Below are 23,772 nucleotides of genomic sequence, written 5' to 3' on the forward strand. Positions count from 1 at the left end.
CACTTAAACGAGAACACAACTATGCTTTTCTCCCGTAAACCATTTGCTTCGGTTTCCAAGCGTCACTTGCTGATGGTCGCTGTCGGCTTCAGCACCGTACTGACCGGCTGCGCCACGTCGCCGACCTCCAAGGTCGCGTCGAGCACCAAGGTCGAGTACTACCCTAACTGCTACGAGCCGGTGCAGCACCTGCGCTCCACCGAAGGCAACATGACCAAGTCGGTCGTCACCGGTGCCGCTGTCGGCGCCGTCGGTGGTGCGCTGCTGGGCGCCCTGACCGCCGACAAGGAAGACCGTGGCCGCAACGCCGCCATCGGTGCCGCGGGCGGTGCATTGGCCGGTGGTGCCGCCGGTTACTACACCGAGCGCCAGAAGCAGATCGCCGACGACAACCAGCGCATCGCCTCCTACGCTGCCGACGTCAACAAAAGCGTCTCTGACATCGACCGCAGCACCGCCTATGCCAAGACCTCGCAGCAGTGCTACCAGAACGCGTTCAGCAAACTGGTTGCCGACCGCAAGGCCAAGACCGTCAACGACACCGAAGGCCGCAAGCGCCTGGCGGAAATCGTCGCCGGCCTGAAAGAGTCGAACGACTTGATCGTCGCGGTCAATGGCAAAGCCTCCGAAGACCTGAACAACTACACCCAGGCCTACGAGAAAGACCTGCAGCAAGTGGGTGTGCAGCGTACTGACGTGGTGACTGTGGCCACTGCTGATACCACGCCGGTCGTGGCGCCGACGACCAAAACCAAAAAAGCCGTGAAACCGGCGAAAAAACCTGTGCTGCCAACCGTGCCGAAAGAAGCGGTCACCACCGAGAAAACCCTGCAGGCCGCCAAGGTCAAGCAGGATGAAAGCAAGCAGGTTGCCAGCGCCGGTACCACCCAGGTCAACAGCATGTGCAAGAACCCGGACTTGGGCGATTGGGCACCGGTTCCTTGCCCGAATGTTTGATTGAGTGAGGGCTGCTGATCGTTGGTCAGCAGCCAAAACCTGTGGGAGCGGGCTTGCTCCCACAGTTGTTTTGTGTTGCCGGTGATATCTGCGACACCTCCAATCCCCTGTGGGAGCGAGCCTGCTCGCGATGCGGTCTGATTGAGTACATATCCATTTCTGCGGTAACGGCTACTGGCGGTTCCGCTCTTACAGCGGGTCACTTTTGGCAAACGCCCGGAATGCCGGCCCAGCCAAAAGTAACCAAAAGGTCTTTGCCCCACCACTCGGCACCTCGCCTAGGCTCGGTGTGCCCTCACTCCGGCATTGCTCCGTGGGCCGCCGCGAAGGGCCATCCATGGCCCAGCGCGGCTACCTCGGCATCCATGCCGAGGTGCCCACTGCGCAATACCTGCGTTCGGCCAGCGTGGTCAACGGGGCCCCAGATCAAAAGCCCGCCGAGGCGGCCTTATAGCCGACCTGGCTCTTTGGCCGTCCCCGATCCAATTGTGGGAGCGGGCTTGCCCGCGAAGGCGGCCTAATAGCCGACCTGGCTCTTTGGCCGTTCCCCCGATCCAATTGTGGGAGCGGGCTTGCCCGCGAAGGCGGCCTTGTAGCCGGCCTATCTCTTGCGGTTGTACCTGATCCAATTGTGGGAGCGAGCTTACTCGCGATGGCGTCGGCTCAGCTTGCATCATTGCACGCGCTACCCCTTGGCATCAGGCGCCGCTATCTCCTTGGCTTCCAGATGATCCAACGCCCGCTCGACCAACAACTGCACCCCATCGGCCATGCGGCTGATTGCCAGGGCGATGCAGCGGCGTGAGTCATCCACATCGTCAGCCAGATCGGCAGCGATGGTGCTGATGGACAGCAGGTCTTCGGAGGCGTTGGCGAGCAGGGTTTCGGTGTCGATGTGGGGAGCGACGATGAAGAGCTGGCTTTTGTCGGTTTCGGGTGGGTCAGAGGGTTTGGGGTTGAGGTAGTAATCGAGGGCGCGGGTGGCGGCGTCTTCAAGCTTTTTTTCTTCTTGCGCTTCGACGCGGGATCTGTGGCCGTTTTGCGGAGGATTTGGTGTTGCTTTGAACATGATGAAACTTCCTGGAAGTGGAGCCGGCACCCTCCGATTGCACGTCGGAAAATGGGTGGCAGCTGTACGTAGGTGTGCAAGACCGGTCCAGGAACCCGGCAGACCCGAAGGTCTCCCACGCGCAGCCGCCATAACAGTCGGCGAGCATAGAAAAATGCTCGGCGAATAGCCATAACGAATGCGTTCCTAGTTCGGACTTGCACGTCCGTATCACCGTTTTCTGCGATGACGAACAAAGGTTAGCGGTGCCCTAGAACCCTGCCTAGTTCACGAACAGCCCGGCGTGTTGAAGGAAATGTCCGAGGGTTGGGCAGGGGAAAGGGATCAAAAGATCGCAGCCTTCGGCAACTCCTACAGAAACCGATGTAGGAGCTGCCGAAGGCTGCGATCTTTTGATTTTGAGTTTTGTGACTTGGCAGTCATCTTTCGCGAAAACCAGCTTATCTTCCGACAAAGCGATCCGATGATGGCGTTGCGCCGAAGAATCGCTAAACTGCCAGCCATTCATCTTTCTTCACGAGGCTGTGCCCATGAAATTTCGTTTTCTGCTGTGGATGCTGGGGTTGTTGATGGGCAAGGCCAGCCGGACCAATCCGGCGTTCCAGCAGCAGTTGGGCGACAAGGAGCTGGTGTTCCAGCTGCAAACCCTGGACGGCAAGGTCGCCCGGCATTTCACCGTGAAGAACCAGCGCATCACCAGCCAGTCCGGCACTTACCCGACGCCGGCGTTCGCCATCGCCTTCAAGGACGCCGCCTATGGCTTCGCCACGATGCAGGCCAGGAACAAGCAGTTGGCGTTCATGACGGGGATTCAGGACAAGTCGATCCAGATCAAGGGCAACCCGGCGCTGGTGATCTGGTTCCAGGGGCTGACCAAGTACTTGAAGCCGAAGAAGGCCAAGAAAACCTAGCCGAGAACTCGTGGCGAGGGAGCTTGCTCCGCTGGGCCGCAATCCTCCAGGCGGATTGCTTGCTCCCACGCTCCGCGTGGGAATGCCGCCAGGGACGCTCCGCGTTCCGCTTCTGGAGGTGACGCAGAGCGTCACGGGATGCATTCCCACGCGGAGCGTGGGAACGATCAACGCGATCCGCCTGGAAATTGTGTTGGCCAATTTGGGGCTGCTGCGCAGCCTAGCGGAAGCAAGCTCCCTCGAGGGTTTAACCGTGGCTGAACTGCGAAGCCAGTTCGCGCAGTAGCGCTTCGGCTTCAAGCACTTTACTGACCACGTCATTGACCTTGTCCCGAGACAGCCCTATGCGCTCGAGCAGAGCATCGGGAATCTCCTCGTCCGGACCAGAGCCGATCCCTCGCGAGCGCAGCAGGCGTACGGCCAGGCACACCAGGTTCGGGTAGGCGGCGTATTCGCCGTCGTAGTGCGGGTCGTGCTGGAAACGCAGGGCGGTGGCCAGTTCGTCGGGCATGTCCCAGTAGCGCATCAGCCATGAGCCGATCTGTTCGCGACTGATGCCCAGCAGGTGCTGTTCCACGTAGCTGTGGCACAGGTGCGGGTTGACCTCCAGGTGTCGGCAGATCAGCGAGAAGTGCGGCGGGAACACGTGGGCCAGCAGCAGGTAGCCGAAGTTGTGCAGCAGGCCGGACAGGTAGGTCAGGCCACCCTCGGGCCGCTGGGCGCGCGGCATGGCGCGAGTCAGGCCTTCGATGACGGCGGCGGTGTAGATCGACTGGTGCCAGTATGGCGTGGTGTGTTGCGGGTGGTCCTTGGGCAGGCTCAGGGTCTTGCCCAGGGCCAGGCCCAGTGCCAGGTTGATCACCAGGTCGAAGCCCAGTACCCGGACGATGGCGTCTTCCACCGAACGAATCTTGCCCGGCGACGCGTAGTAGGGCGAGGCGGCCCAGCTCACCACTTGCGCGGCCAGGGCCGGGTCGGTTTCCACCACGCCGGTGATGTCGTCGATGGTGGCGTCGGGGTCGACCCGCAGCTTGATGATTTTTTGCGCGGTTTCAGCCAGCGGCGGAATCTCGATGGTTTCTTCCAGCCGTTGCTGGATACGCCGGGCGGTGAACGCCTGCACAGCCTGGGTGATTTCCGCGCGGTCGTCGTGGGGGCGGTCCAGGTTGGGGGTGATGTTGCTCACGGCTTCGCCGAACGTCGCGGCGCTGGCCTTGGTGAGCATGGTCTTGAAGGCTTCGCTGGTCACTTCCAGCAGCAGCCCCGGCTCGCCGGAGTTGATCAGCAGCTTCGGTTCGCGCAGCAGGCTTTCTTCGTACAGGCACGGTGAGCTGGTCAGTGCCGGCAGCCCGGGCAGCAGGCTCAGGCTGTGTTTGCCGAGCATGCGCTCCAGGCGCTCGGTCGGCACCGCCGTAAGCTTGCGGCCGGTGAGTTCGGCCAGGCGGTTGAGGTCCAGCAGCTGGCTTTGCGGAAACAGCACCATGAGCGCGCCCACGGCATCGGTGCAGCAACACCGCCTGCACTTTGCGGGCGGGGTTCAGGCCGGGTCGTTCGAGTACTTCGTCATAGCCGATGCCCAATTTCTCGAGCAACAGCCGAATAACAGACGGAGCGTGCGGGGCTTCGGGGACGAGGGCAGCTTCTGTCATGGTCTGTATCCGTTTTCCTACAAGTTGGTCAGTATAACCAGCTTGTCCTGCACGCGGGTCTGGAAAACTGAGCGCGTGCTCACACTTGGCCGTATTGCTGCCCATGACGCAGCCAGCGATCCAGCAGCGGGCTGACGTGGTCGGGCCAGCGTTCCAGCAGGGCCTGGGCGGCGTCGCGTACGGCGGGGAGCAGATCGGCGTCGCGCATCAGGTCGGCTACCTTGAATTGAAGCAGACCTGTCTGGCGTGTGCCGAGCATTTCACCGGGGCCGCGCAATTCAAGGTCTTTTTCGGCGATGACGAAACCGTCGTTGGTTTCGCGCATGATCCCCAGCCGCTGGCGGCCGATCTGCGACAGCGGCGGGTGATAGAGCAAGACGCAATGGCTGGCGGCGCTGCCCCGGCCCACCCGGCCGCGCAGCTGGTGCAACTGCGCCAGGCCCAGGCGCTCGGGGTTTTCGATGATCATCAGGCTGGCATTGGGCACGTCGACGCCCACCTCGATCACGGTGGTGGCGACCAGCAATTGCAGGGCGCCGGCCTTGAATTCAGCCATCACCGCGGCTTTCTCGGCGGGCTTCATGCGGCCGTGGATCAACCCGACCTTCAACTCGCCGAGGGCGGCGGTGAGGTCCTCGAAGGTGGTTTCGGCCGCCTGGCAGGTCAGTTCTTCCGACTCTTCGATCAACGTGCACACCCAATAGGCCTGCCGCCCCTCGGCACAGGCGCTGCGCACGCGTTCGATCACTTCCACCCGTCGGGTATCGGTGACCAACACGGTATTGACCGGCGTGCGGCCGGGAGGCAGTTCGTCGAGGATCGAGGTGTCGAGGTCGGCGTAGGCGCTCATCGCCAGGGTCCGCGGGATCGGCGTGGCGGTCATGATCAATTGATGAGGGCACATCCGCCCACCGACGCCTTTCTGCCGCAGGGCCAGGCGCTGTTGCACGCCGAAGCGGTGCTGTTCGTCGATGATCACCAGGGCCAGGTTTTTGAACTGCACTTCGTCCTGGAACAGCGCATGGGTGCCGACCACCATCGGTGCGCCCTCGGCGATCTGCGCCAGGGCGGCGGCGCGGTTCTTGCCCTTGAGCTTGCCGGCCAGCCAGGCGACTTCGATGCCCAGCGGTTCGAGCCAGCGCTGGAAGGTGATGAAGTGTTGTTCGGCGAGGATCTCGGTGGGCGCCATCAGCGCCACCTGATAACCCGCCTCCAAGGCCTGCAGCGCGGCGAGGGCGGCGACCACGGTCTTGCCGGCGCCGACGTCGCCCTGGATCAGCCGCAGCATTGGCTCGGGCTGGCTCAGGTCGTAGGCGATTTCGTTGCCGACTCGTTGCTGGGCGCCTGTGGGGGTGAAGCCAAGGTTGGCCAGGTAACGGGCCGGCAGGTCCCTGGCCTTGGGCATGGCCGGGGCACGCAGGGAGCGCAGGCTCTCGCGCAGGCGTTGCTGGGACAGTTGATGGGTCAGCAGCTCTTCGAACGCCAGGCGATGCTGGGCCCAGTGATGGCCGAGGGCGAGTTCGTCCACGTCGGCGTCGGCGGGTGGATGATGCAGGTAGCGGATCGCGTCGGCCAGCGGCGCCAAGTGGTAATCCCGGGCCAGTTCCGTGGGCAGCCAGTCGGGCAGGCTGCTGGGGCCGAGCAAGGTCAGGGTTTGCTGGCAGAGTTGGCGCAGGCGTTGCTGGGTCAGGCCTTCGGTGAGCGGATAGACCGGTGTCAGGGTTTCATCGACGGGCGGCGGTTCGTCGCCGGTAATGCTGCGGTATTCCGGGTGGTAAATTTCCAGCCCCGACGCGCCGGGCCGCGCCTCACCGTAACAGCGCACCCGGGTGCCACGCTTGAGGCCTTCCTTTTGCGCATTGCTGAAGTGATAGAAGCGCAGGCTGAGCCCGCCGGTGCCGTCCTGCAGGCGCACCACCAGGCTGCGGCGGCGGCCCATGACCACGTCGGCGCCGCTGACGGTGCCTTCGATCACCGCGTCCTGGCCGGGCCGCAGATGGCCGATCGGTACGACGCGGGTGCGGTCCTGGTAGCGCAACGGCAGGTGGAACAGCAGGTCCTGGAGGGTTTCCAGGCCGACCTTGGCCAATTTCTCGGCCATGGCTTCACCGACACCCTTGAGTGTCGTGACCGGCACCTTCGACAGCTCAGTCATGACAGCGGCTTACTTGCCAGCGGGCGGCTTGGCCACGGAGCACAGGCGGATCGAGTCGGCGAGGATTTCGATGGCCTTGGGCCGCGGGAAACTGGCGCGCCAGGCGATGGCGACGGTGCGGAACGGCACGGGCGGCGTCAGCGGGCGGACTTCGATCACGCCGGGGGAGTAATGGTGGCTGTCCACCGCCGACAGCGGCAGGATCGAGATGCCCAGGCCGGATGCGACCATGTGGCGAATGGTTTCCAGGGAACTGGATTCCACCGTGGTGTGCTTGGCCCCTTCGCTGCCCTTGGTCAGGGTCGGGCAGGCTTCGAGCACCTGGTCGCGGAAGCAATGGCCTTCGCCGAGCAGCAGCAGGCTCTTGTCGTTGAGCAGGGCCGCGTCGATGGTTTTTTTCTGGGTCCAGGGGTGCTCTGCCGGCATCAGGACGTAGAAGGGCTCGTCGTAGAGCGGCAGGGTCAGGACATCGGCTTCGTTGAACGGCAGGGCGATGATGATCGCGTCCAGCTCGCCGTTGCGCAGCTTGTCGCGCAGCACGTGGGTGAAGTTTTCTTCGATGTACAACGGCATCTGCGGGGCGACCCGGTGCAGTTGTGGAATCAGGTGCGGGAACAGGTATGGACCGACGGTGTAGATCGCGCCGACTTTCAGCGGGGCGGTCAGTTGGTTCTTGCCGGCCTGGGCCAATTCGCGAATGCCTTGGGCCTGCTCCAGGACTTTTTGTGCCTGGGCGACGATGCCTTCACCCACCGGGGTCAGGCGCACGGCGCTTTTGCTGCGCTCGAAAATCAGCACACCGAGTTCGTCTTCAAGTTTTTTCACGCCCACCGACAGCGTCGGCTGGCTGACGTGACAGCGCTCGGCCGCATGGCCGAAATGCTGCTCTTGGGCGAGGGTCACGATGTAGCGTAATTCTGTGAGGGTCATGGCGAGCGTCCGTGAAGTTGCGAGCCAAGCATACCGGCTGCAATCGATAGACGCACGTTATCAGACTGGGGGCGCGGTGTGACACTGTCGAATGTCTGTGTGGCGAGGGGATTTATCCCCGTTGGGCTGCGCAGCAGCCCCAAAAACACGACTGTCGTCGGGAAGTCAGGAAGATGAGGTCATCTATTTTTAGGGGCGCTGCGCGCCCCAGCGGGGATAAATCCCCTCGCCACAGATAAAGCCCCCACCCGGATAAACCCCCACAAAAATAAAAAGCCCCTGTTACAGGGGCTTGCACATTTGCGATCAGCGTCGGCGCTTGTCGATGGAGTACACAAACGGTGCCGTCAGTTCGATGGTGCCGTTGGTCAGCAACTCCGCCGGTGGCTTGGGCAACGGTTGGGCGCGGCGGATCATTTCCAGGGTGGCCCGGTCCAGCAATTCGGTGCCGGAACTGCCCACCAACTCGAATGACAACACGTTGCCGTCGGCATCCACCACGAAACGCAAGCGGTTGGTGCCTTCCTTGTTCATTTGCTGGGCCCTGGGCGGGTACTTCTTGTACTTGCCCAAGTGCGCCAGCAATGTGCCCTGCCAATTGGCCTTGGCGGCCATTTGCGCCGGTGACGGGCCGGGCGCCGGTTGCGCGGACTTCTCGGTCGGTGCCTGGGTCGGCTGAGTGTCGCTCGGTTTCGGCTCCGACGGCTGTTCCTTCGGTGGCTCCGGCTTTTTCTCGACCACGGGCTTGGGTTTGGGCGGTTGAGGCTTGGGCTTGGGCTTGACCGGCTTGGGCACGGCGATTTCCGGCTTCGGCGCTTCGGCAAGCTTGGGCAGCGGCAGCTCTTCGACCGGCTCGGGCGGTTGCGGCGGTGTGACGACTTTTGGCGGTGCCGGCGGTGGCGGGGCTGGCACTGGCGCCAGTTCGACCATCATCGCCTGGGGAGGCAATTCGATGGGCGCGCGCGAGGTCCAGTTCAGCGCCAGGGCGATGGCGAGCGCATGCACGCCCAATACCACCACCAGGCTACCGCTGTAACGCGTCAGCTTTTGGCGCGTCGTGATCATTTCTTGGGCGCCGTCTCGAGTCCGACCAGGCCGACCTTCAGGTAGCCGGCGCTTCGCAGGGTGTCCATCACGCTCATCAGGTCGCCGTAGTCCACGCCTTTGTCGGCCTGGAAAAAGATCGTCGTGTCTTTCTTGCCCTGGGTCTTGGCGTCGAGGGTCGCGCCGAGGGTGTCGGCCTTGACCTCGTCTTCACCCAGGAACAGGCGCTGGTCGGCCTTGACGCTGAGGAATACCGGTTTTTCCGGCCGCGGCGAAGGCTTGGCCGTCGACGCCGGCAGGTCGACCTTGATGTCCACGGTGGCCAGCGGGGCGGCCACCATGAAGATGATCAACAGCACCAGCATCACGTCGATGAACGGCGTGACGTTGATTTCGTGGTTCTCGGCCAGATCGTCGTCTGCGCCTTCTTTCAAATGCAGGCCCATGGCCGATTACCCCACTTTCACCATGTGCGGTTGCGAGTTGCGCTCGGACGGCAGGTGGTCGAGGTCACGGCTGACCAGCAGCAGGACTTGCGCCGAAGCGTCGGAGACCTGGGCCTTGTAGCCGGCAATGGAGCGGGCGAAGACGTTGTAGATCACCACGGCTGGAATGGCCGCGACCAGGCCCAGTGCCGTTGCCAGCAGGGCTTCGGCGATGCCCGGAGCGACGACGGCGAGGTTGGTGGTCTGGGTCTTGGCGATGCCGATGAAGCTGTTCATGATGCCCCACACGGTGCCGAACAGGCCGACGAAGGGGGCGGTGGAACCGATGGTGGCGAGCACGCCGGTGCCGCTGCTCATGTTGCGACCGCAGGCGGCGACCAGACGCTCCAGGCGGAAACTCACGCGCTCCTTGATGCCTTCTTTCTCGCGGCTGTTGGCCGACAGGCGCATCTCTTCGAGCGCGTCATGCACCAGCAGGTTGGCGAGGGTGCCTTCCTTCGCGGCGGTGGCGCTGGCTTCCTTGAGGGTGGCGGCTTTTTTCAGGGCGGCGATTTCACCGCGCAAGCGACGCTTGGCACCCAATAGCTCGAAGCCTTTGGCAATCCAGATGGTCCAGGTGATGATCGAGGCGATGGCCAGGCCGATCATCACGATTTTCACGATGATGTCGGCGTTCTTGTACATGCCCCAAGGCGACAGGTCGTGGGCCATGCCCAGGGTATTGTCGGCTTCGAGCATTTCAGGTGCCTGGGCCTCGACGGCTTGGGCCGGATCGGTGGCGACCGGCGTCGCAGCGGGAGCGGCCGGGTCTGCCGGTGCCTGGACGGCGGCCGGGGTGGTGGCTGGGGACGTGGCGGGCGTCTGCGCATCAGCGAGCGCGGCGACAGGTGCCAGCAGCAGGCTGAACAGCAGGGCGGCTACCGTGCTCCAGGCACGAGGTCGGTTGGTTGGCGAAGCGAGGGATAGAGAGCGTTTCATGCTGGCCGGACCTGAGAAAAAAAGAAGGTTGATGTTCTTCCAGGCCTCGTGGGCCGAGAACAAAACTGGCAGGCATTATTGCAAGTAATTCTTGTTAACAAAAGTAATACAGTTACTTTTTTTGTCCGATGGCTAGCCGCTCGTCCATCTCGGAGGCTAGTCTGCGGCTTTGCCAGAGGAGTTCTTGATGTCCGCGCCTTCTGTTTTGATCGCCGGCTGCGGTGATATCGGCGGCCGCCTGGCCCGCCAGTTATTGGCCGCACAGTGGCAGGTCCATGGCTTGCGGCGTACGGTTTCGAGCCTGCCGGCCGGCGTCATAGGGGTGGCGGGGGATTTGTTCAGCGAGCAATGTCCTGCCGATTGGCCCACCGGGTCGCTGGATTACCTGGTGTACAGCGCTGCGGCCACCGACCATGACGAAGCGGGCTATCGAACGGCTTATGTCGAAGGGTTGCAGCATGTGTTGGGCTGGTTGCAGCAGCACGGGCAACGGCCCAAGCGCCTGCTGTTTGTGTCCAGCAGCAGTGTGTATGGGCAGCAAGCAGGGGAATGGGTCGATGAAACCTCGCCCACCGTGGCCGGTGGCTATTCCGGCCGGCTGATGCTCGAAGCCGAACAAGTGGCCCTGGACAGTGGCATCCCCGCCAGCCGCGTGCGCCTGACCGGCATCTACGGCCCGGGTCGCGAATGGCTGCTGAGCCAGGTGCGCCAGGGCTACAGCGTGGTGGAGAATCCGCCCCTGTATGCCAACCGCATTCACGCCGATGACGCGGCTGGCTTGCTGGCGTTTCTGTTGGAAGCCGATCGCCAGGGCAAGGCGCTGGAAGACTGCTACATCGGTGTCGACGACACTCCCGCCGCGCTGGCCGACGTGGTGGGCTGGCTGCGCGACTACCTGGGTGTCACCCAATGGGCCGAAAACGCCAGCGTCCGCCGCGCCGGTAGCAAACGCTGCAGCAACGCCCGGGCCAAGGCCCTGGGCTGGTCGCCGCGTTATCCGAGTTTTCGCGAGGGGTATGCGGCGATTCTGGAAGGGCGCTGCTGACTTCCAATCGCCTCAAAACACCTGTGGGAGCGAGCTTGCTCGCGATGAGGCCCTAACAGTCAACATCAAGGTTGGCTGTTACACCGCTATCGCGAGCAAGCTCGCTCCCACAGGGTGTTGTGCTATTGCTTTTCCAGCAGCCACTGCCGAGCACCCGGCGTGAACGATGGCATTTCATCGGCCAGCGCCGCATTCACGGTCTGGAAAATTTCCAGCGTCTTGCCATTGCGGGCAAAGATCCAGGTGTTGCCCTGGCCGTTCTGTTGCAGCCAGATATTGTCGTTGCCGCCGCTCATGGAGGCGCAATCGCCGGCCAGGCACAGGGCGTAACGGTCGGCGCCCGGCAGACCGCTGACCTGGCCGTCGGGCTGGAATTGCACAGTGTTGCCCTGGCCGGGGCCGCTGGCGATGTTCCAGGTGCCGCCCAGGTAGGCGGCATACAGCGCGCGTTCGAAACTGGCGCCGATGGGGGCGCCTTCCGGTACCTGGACTTGCGCGCGGTCGAACACCTGCTGCGGCTCGTTCTCGGTGGCGGCCTGGCTCAATTGTTTGCCGTCGCGCTTGAGTTCGCTGGCGGAGCTGCCGTAGAAATCGACTTTCCACGTGCCGTCTTCTTCGCCCAGCAGCTTGCCTTCGACGTTTTCAAAACCATTGGTGTAGCGCGCCTGGCCGGCCCGGGTATTGATGTCCCATTCCAGGTTCGGGCCATAGCCTTGCAGCGCTTCGCGCAGCGGGCCGCCCTTGGCGGCAGCGTCGATGGCCGCCTGGTTGATCCAGGTGCCGCTGATGTCACGGTCGGCAGGGTTGCTGGCGCAACCGCCTAGAAAAAGGGCGAACAGCGAGAAAGCAAGCGCTTTGCGCATGGTGGAATCCTTTCAAGACGAAAACGGCGCAGCGGGGGAGGCTGCGCCGACCTTATTACTCGATGACCAGGATGGCATCCATCTCAACCTGCGCGCCCTTTGGCAGGGCCGCCACGCCAATGGCGGCGCGGGCAGGGTAAGGCTGGTCGAAGTACTTGCCCATGATCTCGTTGACCTTGGCGAAGTGGCTCAGGTCGGTGAGGAAGATGTTCAGCTTGACGATGTCCTTGAAGGAACCACCGGCGGCCTCGGCCACGGCCTTGAGGTTTTCGAACACCTGCACGGTCTGGGCTTCGAAGCCCTCCACCAGCTCCATGGTCTTCGGGTCCAGCGGGATCTGGCCCGACATGTACACGGTGTTACCGGCCTTGATCGCCTGGGAATAGGTGCCGATGGCGGCTGGGGCCTTGTCGCTGGTGATAACGGTCTTGGTCATGAGGACTCCTTGTTATGGGTGGGCTACGCGCGCATCCGGGTGATGCGGATGACGCCGGTCAGGGCACGCAGTTTCTTGATCACGCGGGCCAGGTGCACACGGTCGTGCACGCTGACCACCAATTGGACGACGCTGATGCGGCCATCGCGCTCGTCCATGCTGATTTTTTCGATATTGCCGTCGGCGGCGTTGACGCTGCTGGCCAGCAGCGCGATCAGGCCGCGCTGGTGCTCCAGCTCGACCCGCAGCTCGACGTTGAATTCGCCGGTGACATCCTTGGCCCAGGAGAGCTGGATGCATTTTTCCGGGTTGTGGCGGATTTCGCTGATGTTGCGGCAGTTGTCCAGGTGCACCACCATCCCCTTGCCGGCGGACAGGTGGCCGACAATCGGGTCGCCCGGGATCGGCGTGCAGCACTTGGCATAGCTGAGCACCAGGCCTTCGGTGCCGCGAATCGCCAGCGGACCTTCGGGGCTTGGCAGTTGTTCGCCTTCGCCGAGCAGGCGGCGGGCGACGACATAGGCCATGCGATTGCCCAGGCCAATGTCTTCGAGCAGGTCTTCGATCAATTCGAGGCGGTATTCGTGGAGCATCACCTGCACACGCTCGCCCGGGATCTTGTCCAGGGAGCTGTCGAAACCGTTCAGGACCTTATTCAGCAGGCGTTCGCCGAGGCTGATGGATTCGGAGCGGCGTTGCAGTTTCAGTGCATGCCGGATGTGCGTACGGGCCTTGCCAGTGACCACGAAATTGAGCCATGCCGGGTTGGGCCGTGCGCCGGGGGCACTGACGATTTCCACCGTGGAGCCGCTTTGCAGCGGCTCGGACAGCGGTGCCAGGCGCCGGTTGATGCGACAAGCGATGCAACTGTTGCCGACGTCGGTGTGCACCGCATAGGCAAAGTCCACGGCCGTGGAGCCTTTGGGCAGCTCCATGATCCGGCCTTTGGGGGTGAAGACATAGACCTCGTCCGGGAACAGGTCGATCTTCACGCTCTCGATGAATTCCAGGGAATTGCCAGCGCGCTGCTGCATTTCCAGCACACCCTTGACCCACTGCCGGGCGCGGGCGTGGGTGCTCTTGGGTTGTTCGTCACCGCTGGATTTGTAGAGCCAGTGGGCGGCGATGCCGTTGTTGGCCATCTCTTCCATTTCGCGGGTGCGGATCTGGATTTCGATCGGGACGCCGTGCATGCCGAACAACGTGGTGTGCAGCGACTGGTAGCCGTTGGCCTTGGGGATCGCAATGTAATCCTTGAAGCGCCCCGGCAACGGTTTGTACAAATTATGTACAGCGCCCAGCACGCGATAGCAGGTGTCGACCTTGTCGACGATGATCCGGAACGCGTAGACGTCCATGATCTCGTTGAAGGCCCGCCGCTTGCCGCGCATTTTCTTGTAGATGCCGTAGAGGTGTTTCTGACGCCCGCTGACTTCGCCTTCGATGCCGTCGATGGCCAGGCAGTGGCTCAGGGACTCTTCGATCTTGTTGACGATTTCCTTGCGGTTGCCCCGGGCGCGCTTGACGGCCTGGTTGATCCGCGCCGAACGCATCGGGTGCATGGCCTTGAAGCCGAGGTCTTCGAACTCGATGCGGATCGCGTGCATGCCCAGGCGATTGGCGATGGGGGCGTAGATTTCCAGGGTTTCCTTGGCGATGCGCCGGCGTTTTTCGCCGGACAGCACTTCCAGGGTGCGCATGTTGTGCAGGCGGTCGGCGAGCTTGACCAGGATCACGCGAATGTCGCGGGCCATGGCCATGGCCATTTTCTGGAAGTTCTCGGCCTGGGCCTCGGCCTTGGTCTCGAAGTTCATCTGGGTCAGCTTGCTGACCCCGTCGACCAGTTCGGCCACGGTTTCGCCGAACTGCGCTTGCAGCGCTTCCTTGGCAATGCCGGTGTCTTCGATCACGTCATGCAGCATCGCCGCCATCAGGCTCTGATGGTCCATGTGCATGTCGGCAAGAATGTTCGCCACGGCAAGCGGGTGCGTGACGTACGCCTCGCCGCTGCGGCGGCGTTGGCCGTCGTGGGCTTGTTCGGCGTAGAAATAGGCTCGGCGGACCAGGTTGACCTGGTCCGTGCCGAGGTAGGCCGATAAGCGATCGGCGAGGGCGTCTATGCTCGGCATGATGATGACTCCTGCCGTTCGCTGTGACCCCGCGCCGTGCTACGTCGACCAGGCATAGGCTTAGACCGCCTCGTTGGACTCGTCCTCGAACGCTGCGAACAGCGGTTCGTCTTCGACGATTTCAGCGTTGGCGATGAACTCGTAGCTCATCAGGCCCTCGGCGATTTCACGCAGCGCTACCACGGTAGGCTTGTCGTTTTCCCACTGGACCAATGGCTCTTTGCCGCCGGTGGCCAGTTGACGGGCACGCTTGGTAGAGAGCATGACCAGCTCAAAGCGGTTTTCCACGTGTTCTAGGCAGTCTTCAACGGTTACGCGGGCCATGGTATTCCTCGGAGCGAATGCAATATGCGCGCTGCCCGGTTGGGCGAGCGGACTCGACAGTTTAAAAAAACACCAGCGTTTAGGGAAGCGCTGATTTTTTAACCAAACCCCTTGGCGCGCTGCGAGTACCAATGTAAAGCCGTCGCAGCGGTTTTGGGAAGGGCGGTTCAGCCCAGCAGTTCGGCCAATAATTTACCGAAACGTTGCTGCTGGCGTTTCTGCTGCAGCTGGCTGGCGCGGAAAATTGCCTTGAGATCGTCCAGCGCGTGGGCGAAATCGTCGTTGATGATCAGGTAATCGTAGTCGACGTAGTGGCTCATTTCGCTGACCGCTTCACGCATCCGGCCTTCGATGATTTCGTCGCTGTCCTGGCCGCGGTTGGTCAGGCGCTGGCGCAACGCCTGCTGGCTCGGCGGCAGGATGAAGATCGAACGGGCCTGGGGCATCAGCTTGCGTACCTGCTCGGCGCCTTGCCAGTCGATTTCCAGGATCAGGTCATGGCCTTCGTCGAGGGTCTGCTGCAAATAGCTTTGCGAGGTGCCGTAGAGGTTGCCGAAGACTTCGGCGCGCTCCAGGAAGTCGCCGTGTTCGGCCATCTTCACGAATTCTTCGCGGTCGACGAAGTGATAGTTCACGCCGTTCACTTCGCCCGGGCGCATGGCACGGGTGGTGTGCGAGACCGAGACGCGGATCTGCGGCTGGGCGTCGATCAAGGCCTTGACCAGGCTGGTCTTGCCGGCGCCCGAGGGCGCGGAAATGATGTAGAGAGTGCCGGTGCTGTGGGTCATGTCGGGTTAGCCTTACTCAATGTTCTGCACTTGTTCGCGCATTTGTTCGATCAACACCTTGAGGTTGACCGCCGCCTGGGTGCTGCGCGGGTCGAAGGCTTTGGAGCCCAGTGTATTGGCTTCGCGGTTGAGCTCCTGCATCAGGAAGTCCAGGCGGCGACCGGCCGCACCGCCGGACTTGAGTACCCGGCGAACTTCGATGATGTGGGTGCTCAGGCGATCCAGTTCTTCGGCCACGTCGCTCTTTTGCGCGAGCATGACCATTTCCTGTTCCAGTCGTTGCGGGTCCAGCTCGGCCTTCATGTCGGCGAAGCGGTCGAGGACTTTCTGGCGCTGGGTGGCGAGCATCTGCGGGACCAGCTCGCGCAGGGTGCCGACGTCTTCTTCAATGGAGGCCAGGCGCTCGTTGATCAGCCGGGCCAGCTCCGCGCCTTCACGCTCGCGACCAGCCTTGAGTTCTTGCAAGCCTTGGTTGAACAGCGCCAGCGCCTCGGCGTTCAGCGCTTGCGGGTCGCTCGCGTCACCCACCAGCACGCCGGGCCAGGCCAGGACTTCCAGCGGGTTCAGGGCGGCGGGGTTCTTGATCAGGCTGGCGACGGTTTCGGCGGCGGCGACCAATTGCGCGGCGCGCTCGCGGTCCACTTGCAGGGTCTTGCCGGTGTTTTCTTCGGTGAAACGCAGGGTGCATTCCAGCTTGCCCCGGGACAGGCCCTGGCGCAGCGCTTCGCGCACACCGCCTTCCAGGTCGCGGAAGGATTCGGGCAAGCGCAGGTGCGGCTCCAGGTAACGGCTGTTGACCGAGCGCAGTTCCCAGCTCAGCGTGCCTTGGGCCCCGGCTTTTTCGACGCGGGCGAAGGCGGTCATGCTGTGCACCATGGGGGTTCCTCGCAATGCAGGCCGCCCGACGGTGGTCGTGGGCCTGGGATCTGTAGATAAAAGCCCGAGGGCAGCAAAGGCGCAGGATTGTAGCGCAGTGGGGCGCAAGCGCCCAAACAGCTCCGGTAACAAAGCGCCGCAGCCCGTCGGCCGGGGCTTCGAGGGCGCTCACCCGCGCCGGCTTTTAGCGCTGTGCGACGTTTTAACTGCCCTCTGACGGTTCACGGCTCTATAATGCCAGGCAGTTTTCCGTCCTCTGTACAGGTGTTCCCTATGAAACGTCCAAGTGGTCGCGCTGCCGATCAGCTTCGCTCGATCCGCATTACCCGCAACTACACCAAACACGCCGAGGGATCTGTACTGGTCGAGTTCGGTGATACCAAGGTCATCTGCACCGTCAGCGTCGAAAACGGTGTGCCACGGTTCCTCAAGGGCCAGGGCCAGGGCTGGCTGACCGCCGAATACGGCATGCTGCCGCGCGCCACCGGTGAGCGGAACCAGCGTGAGGCCAGCCGTGGCAAGCAGGGCGGTCGTACCCTGGAAATCCAACGGCTGATTGGCCGTTCGCTGCGCGCTGCGCTGGACATGTCCAAGCTGGGCGACGTGACGCTGTATGTCGATTGCGACGTGATCCAGGCCGATGGCGGCACCCGTACGGCCTCCATCACCGGGGCCATGGTTGCGCTGGTCGATGCCTTGAAAGTGATCAAGAAGCGCGGCGGTCTCAAGGGCGGCGACCCGCTCAAGCAAATGATCGCCGCTGTGTCCGTGGGCATGTACCAAGGCGAGCCGGTGCTGGACCTGGATTACCTCGAAGACTCCGCCGCCGAGACCGACCTGAACGTGGTCATGACCAGCGCCGGCGGTTTCATCGAAGTCCAGGGTACCGCCGAAGGTGCGCCGTTCCAGCCGGAAGACTTGAACGCTATGCTGGAGTTGGCGAAGAAAGGCATGAACGAGATCTTCGAATTGCAAAAGGCCGCGTTGGCCGACTGATCGATTCCCGCTTCAAGACAACAAGGAGAGCGTCATGAGTGATGAGCAAATCCTGCTGCCCCAGCCGAGCAAAGAGGCGCGTCAATGGGCAATGTTTTGTCACCTGTCCGCCTTGCTGGGGATCTGGATTCCGTTTGGCACGCTGATCGGGCCGTTGGTACTGTGGCAGCTCAAGCGTGAATCCGACCCGTTCATCGATGCCCAGGGCAAGGAAGCGTTGAATTTCCAGATCACCGTGGCGATTGCTTCGGCCATCTGTCTGCTGCTGATGATCGTGGTGATTGGCTTCTTCCTGTTCGGCCTGGTGGCCATCGGTGCGCTGGTGCTGACCATCATTGCTGGCGTGAAGGCCAATGAAGGGCAGCCGTATCGGTATCCGTTCACCTGGCGGTTGGTCAAATAACGATCAATGCTGTGATTCAAAAAGAATGCCCCGATCTATCGGGGCATTCTTTTTTAAATAAAGATGTTTCTCTCCCTGTAGGGCATCCAATTGCCTGGCGCGTTATCGTGCGCATACATGTACCGCTCTTAAATTTTTAGTCACAACTCATGACGTTTCAAGGTGGTCTATGTCCTTGGCAATAACACGCGTCGATTGATAGAGTTGCCCCAAGTTATATTCCTTTAGAAATATTTCGATATATTCAGACCATTGAAGGTCCTTGAATTCAAAGCCAATCAGTGTTGAGGCAATCAACCTGTTCAAGCGGCGTGCCCAGGTAAAAAGTTCGCCCTGAATAGATATATTCAAAGAATAAACACTTATGTTTCAGCTCGATTTCTACGGAACCCTTGTCGCCGCCTCTTTAGTGCTTTTGCTGGGGCGCGGTCTTGTTACACGTGTCGGTTTTCTACGCGCCTACAATATTCCCGAACCCGTGGCGGGAGGGTTGGTAGTTGCCCTGATTCTCCTGGCCCTACGGGGGCTTGAAGTTGAAGTCCGTTTCGATACTTCATTGCAAACACCCTTGATGCTGGCGTTTTTTGCCACGATTGGCCTGAGTGCGGATTTCGCCAGCCTGAAGAAAGGCGGGCGCGTGGTGGGGATTTTCCTGTTGGCGGTCACCGGTCTGCTGGTGGTCCAGAATGCCATGGGCATCGGACTCGCAAGGGCACTGGGGCTCGATCCGTTGATGGGATTGCTGACCGGTTCGATCACCTTGGCAGGCGGTCATGGCACCGGCGCGGCGTGGGGAACGGTGTTCAGCGAGAAGTTCGGTCTGGCTTCCGCCTCCGAGCTTGCGATGGCTTCTGCGACGTTTGGCTTGGTGTTGGGTGGCTTGATCGGTGGGCCGGTTGCGCGCCTGCTTATCAAACGTGTGCAATCGCCCGGCAGCCTCGAGCCAGAAAAGCCCCGCGTGCCCAAGGGCTTCGAACAGCCAAACAAGGAGCGCTCGATTACGCCATTTTCGTTTATCGAGACGCTCGCCCTGATCGCGGTCAGCCTGTTGGCCGGCACGCTCCTGAATGGACAGCTCCACGACACCGCATTCGAGTTGCCGACGTTCGTTTGTGTCCTTTTTGTGGGCGTGATCCTGCGCAACGGGCTTTCGGCACTTGGCCTGTATCAAGTATTCGAGCGAGAAGTGTCCGTGCTCGGCAATGTCAGCTTGTCACTGTTCCTGGCGATCGCCTTGATGTCACTCAAGTTGTGGGACCTGGCGTCATTGGCCTTGCCGATCTTCATCATTCTGGCGGCCCAGACATTGGTCATGGCCCTGTTTGCGATTTTCGTGACGTTCAGGCTCATGGGCAGTCACTACGATGCCGCGGTATTGGCGGCGGGGCATTGCGGTTTTGGACTGGGCGCCACGCCAACGGCCATCGCCAACATGCAAGCCGTGACGCAGCGCTACGGACCTTCGCAGATAGCGTTTCTGGTGGTGCCAATGGTGGGTGCGTTCTTCATCGACATCATTAACGTCATCGTCATCAAGCTGTACCTGGCCCTGCCGTTTTTTGCCGCGGCTTGACGATCGAGGCGCTAGCGCGCCCCATGAAAAATGCCCGTATCTTGCGATACGGGCATTTTTTTGGGTCGGTCGGCCTGAAGGCTGTCGCCGATACGCTTAGATGGTCAGCGTCCAGTCGTAATCCACGATCAGCGGCGCATGCTGCGAGAACCGTGGCTGGCGCGGCAGGCGGGCGCTGCGTACGAAGCGGCGCAGCCCGGGCGTCAGCAACTGGTAGTCGAAACGCCAACCGAGGTTGAGCATTTCGGCCTGCTCGTTGTCCGGCCACCAGCTGTACTGGTCGCCTTCGCGGCTGACTTCGCGCAGGGCATCGACATAGCCCATGTTGCCAATGATCTCGTCCATCCAGGCCCGTTCCGGCGCCAGGAAACCAGGAGATTGTTGGCTGTCGCGCCAGTTCTTGATATCCAGCTTCTGTTGCGCCACGTACAGCGAGCCACAATAGATGTACTCGCGACGTTTGCGCCGCTGTTTATCCAGGTAACGGGCGAAGTCGTCCATCAACTTGAATTTCTGATTCAAATCTTCATCGCCGTTCTGCCCCGAAGGGAGCAGTAAGGTCGCGATGCTGACCTTGTCGAAATCGGCTTGCAGGTAGCGCCCGTAGCGGTCCGCCGTCTCGAAACCGAGACCGTTGATGACAGCCTTCGGTTGCAGCCGCGAGTACAAAGCCACGCCACCCTGGGCGGGGACTTCGGCATCGCAGGCATAAAGGAAGTAACCATCCAGTTGGAAGGCTGCATCGTCCAGTTCAAAGGCGGAGGCGCGGGTGTCCTGCAGGCAGATGACGTCGGCATTCTGTGCTTGCAGCCAACTGAGCAAACCACGCTCCACTGCAGCCTGAATACCATTGACGTTCACACTGATGATCCGCATAAATGGCCCCAAAAATCACGTGCGTGTATGATACACGCCGTGTACCTATTTAGCTAAATCCGCGGTATTTGAGGCTTTTTTCATGCAGGCGTATCAGCGCGATTTCATTCGCTTTGCCATCGATCGCGGGGTTTTGCGCTTCGGTGAATTCACCCTCAAGTCCGGGCGCACCAGCCCGTACTTCTTCAATGCGGGCCTGTTCAACAGCGGAACCGCCCTGGCGCAGTTGGGCCGTTTCTATGCGGCGGCCATCGTCGAGAGCGGCATCCCGTTCGATGTATTGTTCGGCCCGGCCTACAAAGGCATCCCGCTGGCCGCCACCACCGCCGTCGCCCTGGCCGAACACCACGGCCGCGACCTGCCCTGGTGTTTCAACCGCAAGGAAGCCAAGGCCCACGGCGAAGGCGGCAGCCTGGTCGGCGCGCCGCTGACCGGCGATGTGTTGATTATCGACGACGTGATCACCGCCGGCACCGCCATTCGCGAAGTGATGCAGATCATCGCTTCCCAGGAAGGCGCCAAGGCGGCCGGTGTACTGATCGCCCTGAACCGTCAGGAGCGTGGCAACGGTGAGTTGTCGGCGATCCAGGAAGTGGAGCGCGATTTTGGCATTCCGGTGATCAGCATCGTGTCGCTGAACCAGGTGCTGGAGTTTTTGGCCGACGACCCGCAGCTCAAGCAGCATTTGCCAGCGGTTGAGGCTTATCGGGCGCAGTTTGGTGTCTAAAAGGCTTGCGCCAAGCCTTGTGGGAGCGAGCTTGCTCGCGATAGCGGCTTATCATTCAGCATTTTATTGACTGACCCACCGCTATCGCGAGCAAGCTCGCTCCCACAGTAGTCAGACAAAAAAGGACCCCGCTCAACCAGGTTGAGCGGGGTCTTTTTTTACCGGTATCGCTTAAGGACGCTTGCGATTGCTGATCAACGTACCCACACCCGTATCGGTGAAGATCTCCAGCAGAATCGCATTTGGCACCCGGCCGTCGATGATCAGCGAGCTGCCGACGCCGCCCTGCACCGCTTCCAGCGCGCAACGAATCTTCGGCAGCATGCCGCCGTAGATGGTGCCATCGGCGATCAGGTCATCGACCTGCTGGGTCGACAACCCGGTCAGGACCTTGCCGGTCTTGTCCATCAGGCCGGCGATGTTGGTCAGCAGCATCAGCTTTTCAGCTTTCAGTGCCTCGGCAACCTTGCCCGCCACCAGGTCGGCGTTGATGTTGTACGACTCGCCGTTGGCGCCCACGCCGATGGGCGCGATCACCGGGATGAAGTCGCCCTTGACCAGCAGGTTCAGCAGGTCGGTGTTGATGCCGACCACTTCGCCCACATGACCGATGTCGATGATTTCCGGCTGGGTCATCTCCGGCGTCTGGCGGGTGACGGTGAGTTTCTTCGCCCGGATCAGCTCGGCGTCCTTGCCTGTCAGGCCAATGGCGCTGCCGCCATGGCGGTTGATCAGGTTGACGATGTCCTTGTTGACCTGGCCGCCGAGGACCATTTCCACCACATCCATGGTCTGTGCATCTGTCACGCGCATGCCGTCGATGAAGTGGCTCTCGATCGACAGGCGCTTGAGCAGGTCGCCGATTTGCGGGCCGCCGCCGTGGACCACCACCGGGTTGATGCCCACGGCCTTCATCAGCACGATGTCGCGGGCGAAGCCGGTTTTCAGCTCCTCGCTTTCCATCGCGTTGCCGCCGTATTTGATCACCAGGGTCTTGCCGACGTAGCGTCGGATATAAGGCAACGCTTCGGACAGGACCTTGGCGGTGTTGGCGGCGGCTTCGCGTTCGAGGGTCATTCAGGGCTCCGGTAGTGCTTCAAAAAATCAAAACGGTAGTTGGAGATCAGGTGCAACACGTTTGAGTTGGGTGTGGAACACGTCCTTGATGCGCTGCAGTTCGGCCTCGTTGTCGGCCTCGAAACGCAGCACCAGCACCGGTGTGGTGTTGGACGCGCGAACCAGGCCCCAGCCTTGTGGGTAGTCGACCCGTACACCGTCGATGGTGGTCAGTTCGGCGCCTTCGCCCCACTGGGCGTCGTGCAGTGCATCAATGATGCTGAATTTGCTCTCTTCGGTCACATGGATATTGATTTCCGGCGTAGAAATATCGTTCGGGAAGGTCGCGAACAGTGCTTCGGCCGTGGATTTTTCCTTGCTGAGGATCTCCAGCAGGCGCGCGGCGCTGTAGATACCGTCATCGAAGCCGAACCAGCGCTCCTTGAAGAAGATGTGGCCGCTCATTTCACCGGCCAGCAGGGCGCCGCTCTGTTTCATTTTCTTCTTGATCAACGAATGACCGGTTTTCCACATCAGCGGGCGACCGCCATATTCCTTGATCAGCGGGACCAGGCGACGGGTGCATTTAACGTCGAAGATGATTTCGGCGTTCGGATTGCGCGCCACCACGTCGCGAGCGAACAGCATCAGCAGGCGGTCGGGGAACACCACGCTGCCGGTATTGGTCACCACGCCGACGCGGTCGCCGTCGCCGTCGAAGGCCAGGCCCAGGTCGGCGTTGGTTTCCTTGACCTTGGCGATCAGGTCTTGCAGGTTTTCCAGTTTGCCCGGGTCCGGGTGGTGGTTAGGGAAGTTGCCGTCCACGTCGCAGAACAGCGGGATGACTTCGCAGTTCAGGGCTTCGATCAGTTGCGGAGCGATCACGCCGGCCGCACCGTTGCCGCAGTCGACCACCACTTTCAGGCGTCGGGCGAGCTTCACGTCCTTGACGATCTCGTCGTTGTAGCGCTCGAGGATGTTGACCTTGGTCACGCTGCCCTGGCCGCTGCTCAGGTCGTTGGTCTTGAGGCGGGTGTGCAGGGCCTGGATCTGCTCGTTGGCGAGGGTGTCGCCGGCGATGACGATCTTGAAGCCGTTGTAGTTCGATGGGTTGTGGCTGCCGGTGAGCATGACCCCGGACTTGCCGGCCAGCACGTTGGCGGCGTAGTACAGCGCTGGCGTCGGCACCAGGCCCACGTCACTGACGTGGCAGCCGCTGTCGGCAACGCCCTTGATCAATTGTTCGACCAGCTCGGGGCCCGACAAGCGGCCGTCGCGGCCGACGCACACGTTCGGTTCACCCTGGGCCAGGCTCTGGGAGCCAATGGCGCGACCGATCCAGTAGGCGGTTTCGGCGGTGAGGGTTTCCGGTACCACACCACGGATGTCGTAGGCGCGGAAGATGCTATCAGGGAAGATCGGGGCGATTGCGGCTGGGGTGTTCATGGGCGGGGCGCTCTATCAGGAAAGTGACTGGACAGGCCGACACTGGGCGTCGGCAGGCTCAAGCTGAAGGGTATGACGGCGTTTTTGACAGAGAG

Annotated in this window: 21 protein-coding genes and 2 pseudogenes; 7 read left to right on the top strand and 16 right to left on the bottom strand. The window is 61.8% G+C overall.

The window, feature by feature from the left end; translation table 11 throughout:
* Positions 1–21 precede the first annotated feature (21 nt).
* The gene (gene tagQ / locus BM321_RS14815; RefSeq protein ID WP_092442980.1) at positions 22–957 is read left to right on the top strand and encodes a type VI secretion system-associated lipoprotein TagQ; all 936 of its coding nucleotides are present in this window, start codon (positions 22–24) and stop codon (positions 955–957) included.
* A 685-nt stretch (positions 958–1,642) separates the two neighbouring features.
* Here the strand turns inward: tagQ and BM321_RS14820 are convergent.
* Positions 1,643–2,026 carry a DUF6124 family protein gene (locus BM321_RS14820; RefSeq protein ID WP_092442981.1) on the bottom strand — a complete coding sequence of 128 codons (384 nt, stop codon included), beginning with the start codon at positions 2,024–2,026 and terminating at the stop codon, positions 1,643–1,645.
* 530 nt (positions 2,027–2,556) lie between these two features.
* On the opposite strand from BM321_RS14820, the gene BM321_RS14825 reads away from it, so the two are divergent.
* Entirely contained in the window at positions 2,557–2,937 is a 381-nt protein-coding gene (locus BM321_RS14825; RefSeq protein ID WP_092442982.1) for a helicase, read from the top strand.
* 247 nt (positions 2,938–3,184) lie between these two features.
* Here BM321_RS14825 and BM321_RS14830 read toward each other — a convergent pair.
* The 6 genes and pseudogenes from BM321_RS14830 to exbB form a co-directional block, all read right to left on the bottom strand.
* Positions 3,185–4,586 (bottom strand): annotated as a pseudogene (locus BM321_RS14830) (HDOD domain-containing protein).
* A gap of 79 nt (positions 4,587–4,665) precedes the next feature.
* Positions 4,666–6,741, bottom strand: coding sequence for an ATP-dependent DNA helicase RecG (gene recG, locus BM321_RS14835; RefSeq protein WP_092204777.1), 2,076 nt, complete (start codon positions 6,739–6,741; stop codon positions 4,666–4,668).
* Positions 6,742–6,750: 9 nt separating this feature from the next.
* Positions 6,751–7,671 (bottom strand): hydrogen peroxide-inducible genes activator, encoded by a 921-nt coding sequence (locus BM321_RS14840; RefSeq protein WP_053126577.1) that lies wholly within the window; start codon positions 7,669–7,671, stop codon positions 6,751–6,753.
* 306 nt (positions 7,672–7,977) lie between these two features.
* Positions 7,978–8,736, bottom strand: coding sequence for an energy transducer TonB (locus BM321_RS14845; RefSeq protein WP_092332868.1), 759 nt, complete (start codon positions 8,734–8,736; stop codon positions 7,978–7,980).
* A complete protein-coding gene (gene exbD / locus BM321_RS14850) occupies positions 8,733–9,161 on the bottom strand; it encodes a TonB system transport protein ExbD (RefSeq protein WP_092442983.1) in 429 nt (142 codons plus the stop codon). Before exbD ends, BM321_RS14845 begins: the two co-directional genes overlap by 4 nt.
* A gap of 6 nt (positions 9,162–9,167) precedes the next feature.
* Positions 9,168–10,139 carry a tonB-system energizer ExbB gene (gene exbB, locus BM321_RS14855; RefSeq protein ID WP_092443029.1) on the bottom strand — a complete coding sequence of 324 codons (972 nt, stop codon included), beginning with the start codon at positions 10,137–10,139 and terminating at the stop codon, positions 9,168–9,170.
* Positions 10,140–10,326: 187 nt separating this feature from the next.
* On the opposite strand from exbB, the gene BM321_RS14860 reads away from it, so the two are divergent.
* Positions 10,327–11,184, top strand: coding sequence for an SDR family oxidoreductase (locus BM321_RS14860; RefSeq protein ID WP_092442984.1), 858 nt, complete (start codon positions 10,327–10,329; stop codon positions 11,182–11,184).
* A 122-nt stretch (positions 11,185–11,306) separates the two neighbouring features.
* Here BM321_RS14860 and BM321_RS14865 read toward each other — a convergent pair whose 3' ends face one another.
* The 6 genes from BM321_RS14865 to BM321_RS14890 form a co-directional block, all read right to left on the bottom strand.
* Positions 11,307–12,047, bottom strand: a complete 741-nt coding sequence (locus tag BM321_RS14865) for a hypothetical protein (protein ID WP_092442985.1) — start codon at positions 12,045–12,047, stop codon at positions 11,307–11,309.
* 55 nt (positions 12,048–12,102) lie between these two features.
* The gene (locus tag BM321_RS14870) at positions 12,103–12,483 is read right to left on the bottom strand and encodes a RidA family protein (RefSeq protein ID WP_014340863.1); all 381 of its coding nucleotides are present in this window, start codon (positions 12,481–12,483) and stop codon (positions 12,103–12,105) included.
* Positions 12,484–12,506: 23 nt separating this feature from the next.
* Positions 12,507–14,612 (bottom strand): bifunctional GTP diphosphokinase/guanosine-3',5'-bis pyrophosphate 3'-pyrophosphohydrolase, encoded by a 2,106-nt coding sequence (gene spoT, locus BM321_RS14875; RefSeq protein ID WP_053126562.1) that lies wholly within the window; start codon positions 14,610–14,612, stop codon positions 12,507–12,509.
* A 60-nt stretch (positions 14,613–14,672) separates the two neighbouring features.
* On the bottom strand, positions 14,673–14,936 hold the full coding sequence (gene rpoZ / locus BM321_RS14880) for a DNA-directed RNA polymerase subunit omega (RefSeq protein WP_003177259.1): 264 nt from the start codon (positions 14,934–14,936) through the stop codon (positions 14,673–14,675).
* 167 nt (positions 14,937–15,103) lie between these two features.
* Entirely contained in the window at positions 15,104–15,724 is a 621-nt protein-coding gene (gene gmk / locus BM321_RS14885; RefSeq protein WP_092442986.1) for a guanylate kinase, read from the bottom strand.
* 12 nt (positions 15,725–15,736) lie between these two features.
* Positions 15,737–16,600 carry a YicC/YloC family endoribonuclease gene (locus BM321_RS14890; RefSeq protein ID WP_092332856.1) on the bottom strand — a complete coding sequence of 288 codons (864 nt, stop codon included), beginning with the start codon at positions 16,598–16,600 and terminating at the stop codon, positions 15,737–15,739.
* Between the two features lie 273 nt (positions 16,601–16,873).
* On the opposite strand from BM321_RS14890, the gene rph reads away from it, so the two are divergent.
* From rph to gltS, 3 genes are all read left to right on the top strand, one after another.
* Complete coding sequence (gene rph, locus BM321_RS14895) at positions 16,874–17,596, top strand: ribonuclease PH (RefSeq protein ID WP_060740056.1); 723 nt, start codon at positions 16,874–16,876, stop codon at positions 17,594–17,596.
* A gap of 34 nt (positions 17,597–17,630) precedes the next feature.
* Positions 17,631–17,999: a DUF4870 domain-containing protein gene (locus BM321_RS14900; protein WP_092332852.1), complete on the top strand. Its 369-nt coding sequence runs from the start codon at positions 17,631–17,633 to the stop codon at positions 17,997–17,999.
* A 364-nt stretch (positions 18,000–18,363) separates the two neighbouring features.
* Positions 18,364–19,572 (top strand): sodium/glutamate symporter, encoded by a 1,209-nt coding sequence (gene gltS, locus BM321_RS14905; RefSeq protein WP_092442987.1) that lies wholly within the window; start codon positions 18,364–18,366, stop codon positions 19,570–19,572.
* A 96-nt stretch (positions 19,573–19,668) separates the two neighbouring features.
* Here gltS and BM321_RS14910 read toward each other — a convergent pair whose 3' ends face one another.
* On the bottom strand, positions 19,669–20,448 hold the full coding sequence (locus BM321_RS14910; RefSeq protein ID WP_013694557.1) for an exodeoxyribonuclease III: 780 nt from the start codon (positions 20,446–20,448) through the stop codon (positions 19,669–19,671).
* An 82-nt stretch (positions 20,449–20,530) separates the two neighbouring features.
* On the opposite strand from BM321_RS14910, the gene pyrE reads away from it, so the two are divergent.
* Positions 20,531–21,175, top strand: a complete 645-nt coding sequence (gene pyrE / locus BM321_RS14915) for an orotate phosphoribosyltransferase (protein ID WP_060740059.1) — start codon at positions 20,531–20,533, stop codon at positions 21,173–21,175.
* A 171-nt stretch (positions 21,176–21,346) separates the two neighbouring features.
* Here pyrE and argB read toward each other — a convergent pair whose 3' ends face one another.
* Both argB and BM321_RS14925 read right to left on the bottom strand, forming a co-directional pair.
* A complete protein-coding gene (gene argB, locus BM321_RS14920) occupies positions 21,347–22,252 on the bottom strand; it encodes an acetylglutamate kinase (RefSeq protein WP_025216133.1) in 906 nt (301 codons plus the stop codon).
* Between the two features lie 27 nt (positions 22,253–22,279).
* A pseudogene (locus BM321_RS14925) lies at positions 22,280–23,683 on the bottom strand (phosphomannomutase/phosphoglucomutase); the annotation flags it as partial.
* Between the last annotated feature and the right edge of the window lie 89 nt (positions 23,684–23,772).

It is taken from the genome of Pseudomonas sp. NFIX10, from assembly GCF_900111955.1.
GTDB classification, from domain to species: Bacteria; Pseudomonadota; Gammaproteobacteria; order Pseudomonadales; family Pseudomonadaceae; genus Aquipseudomonas; species Aquipseudomonas fluorescens_AA.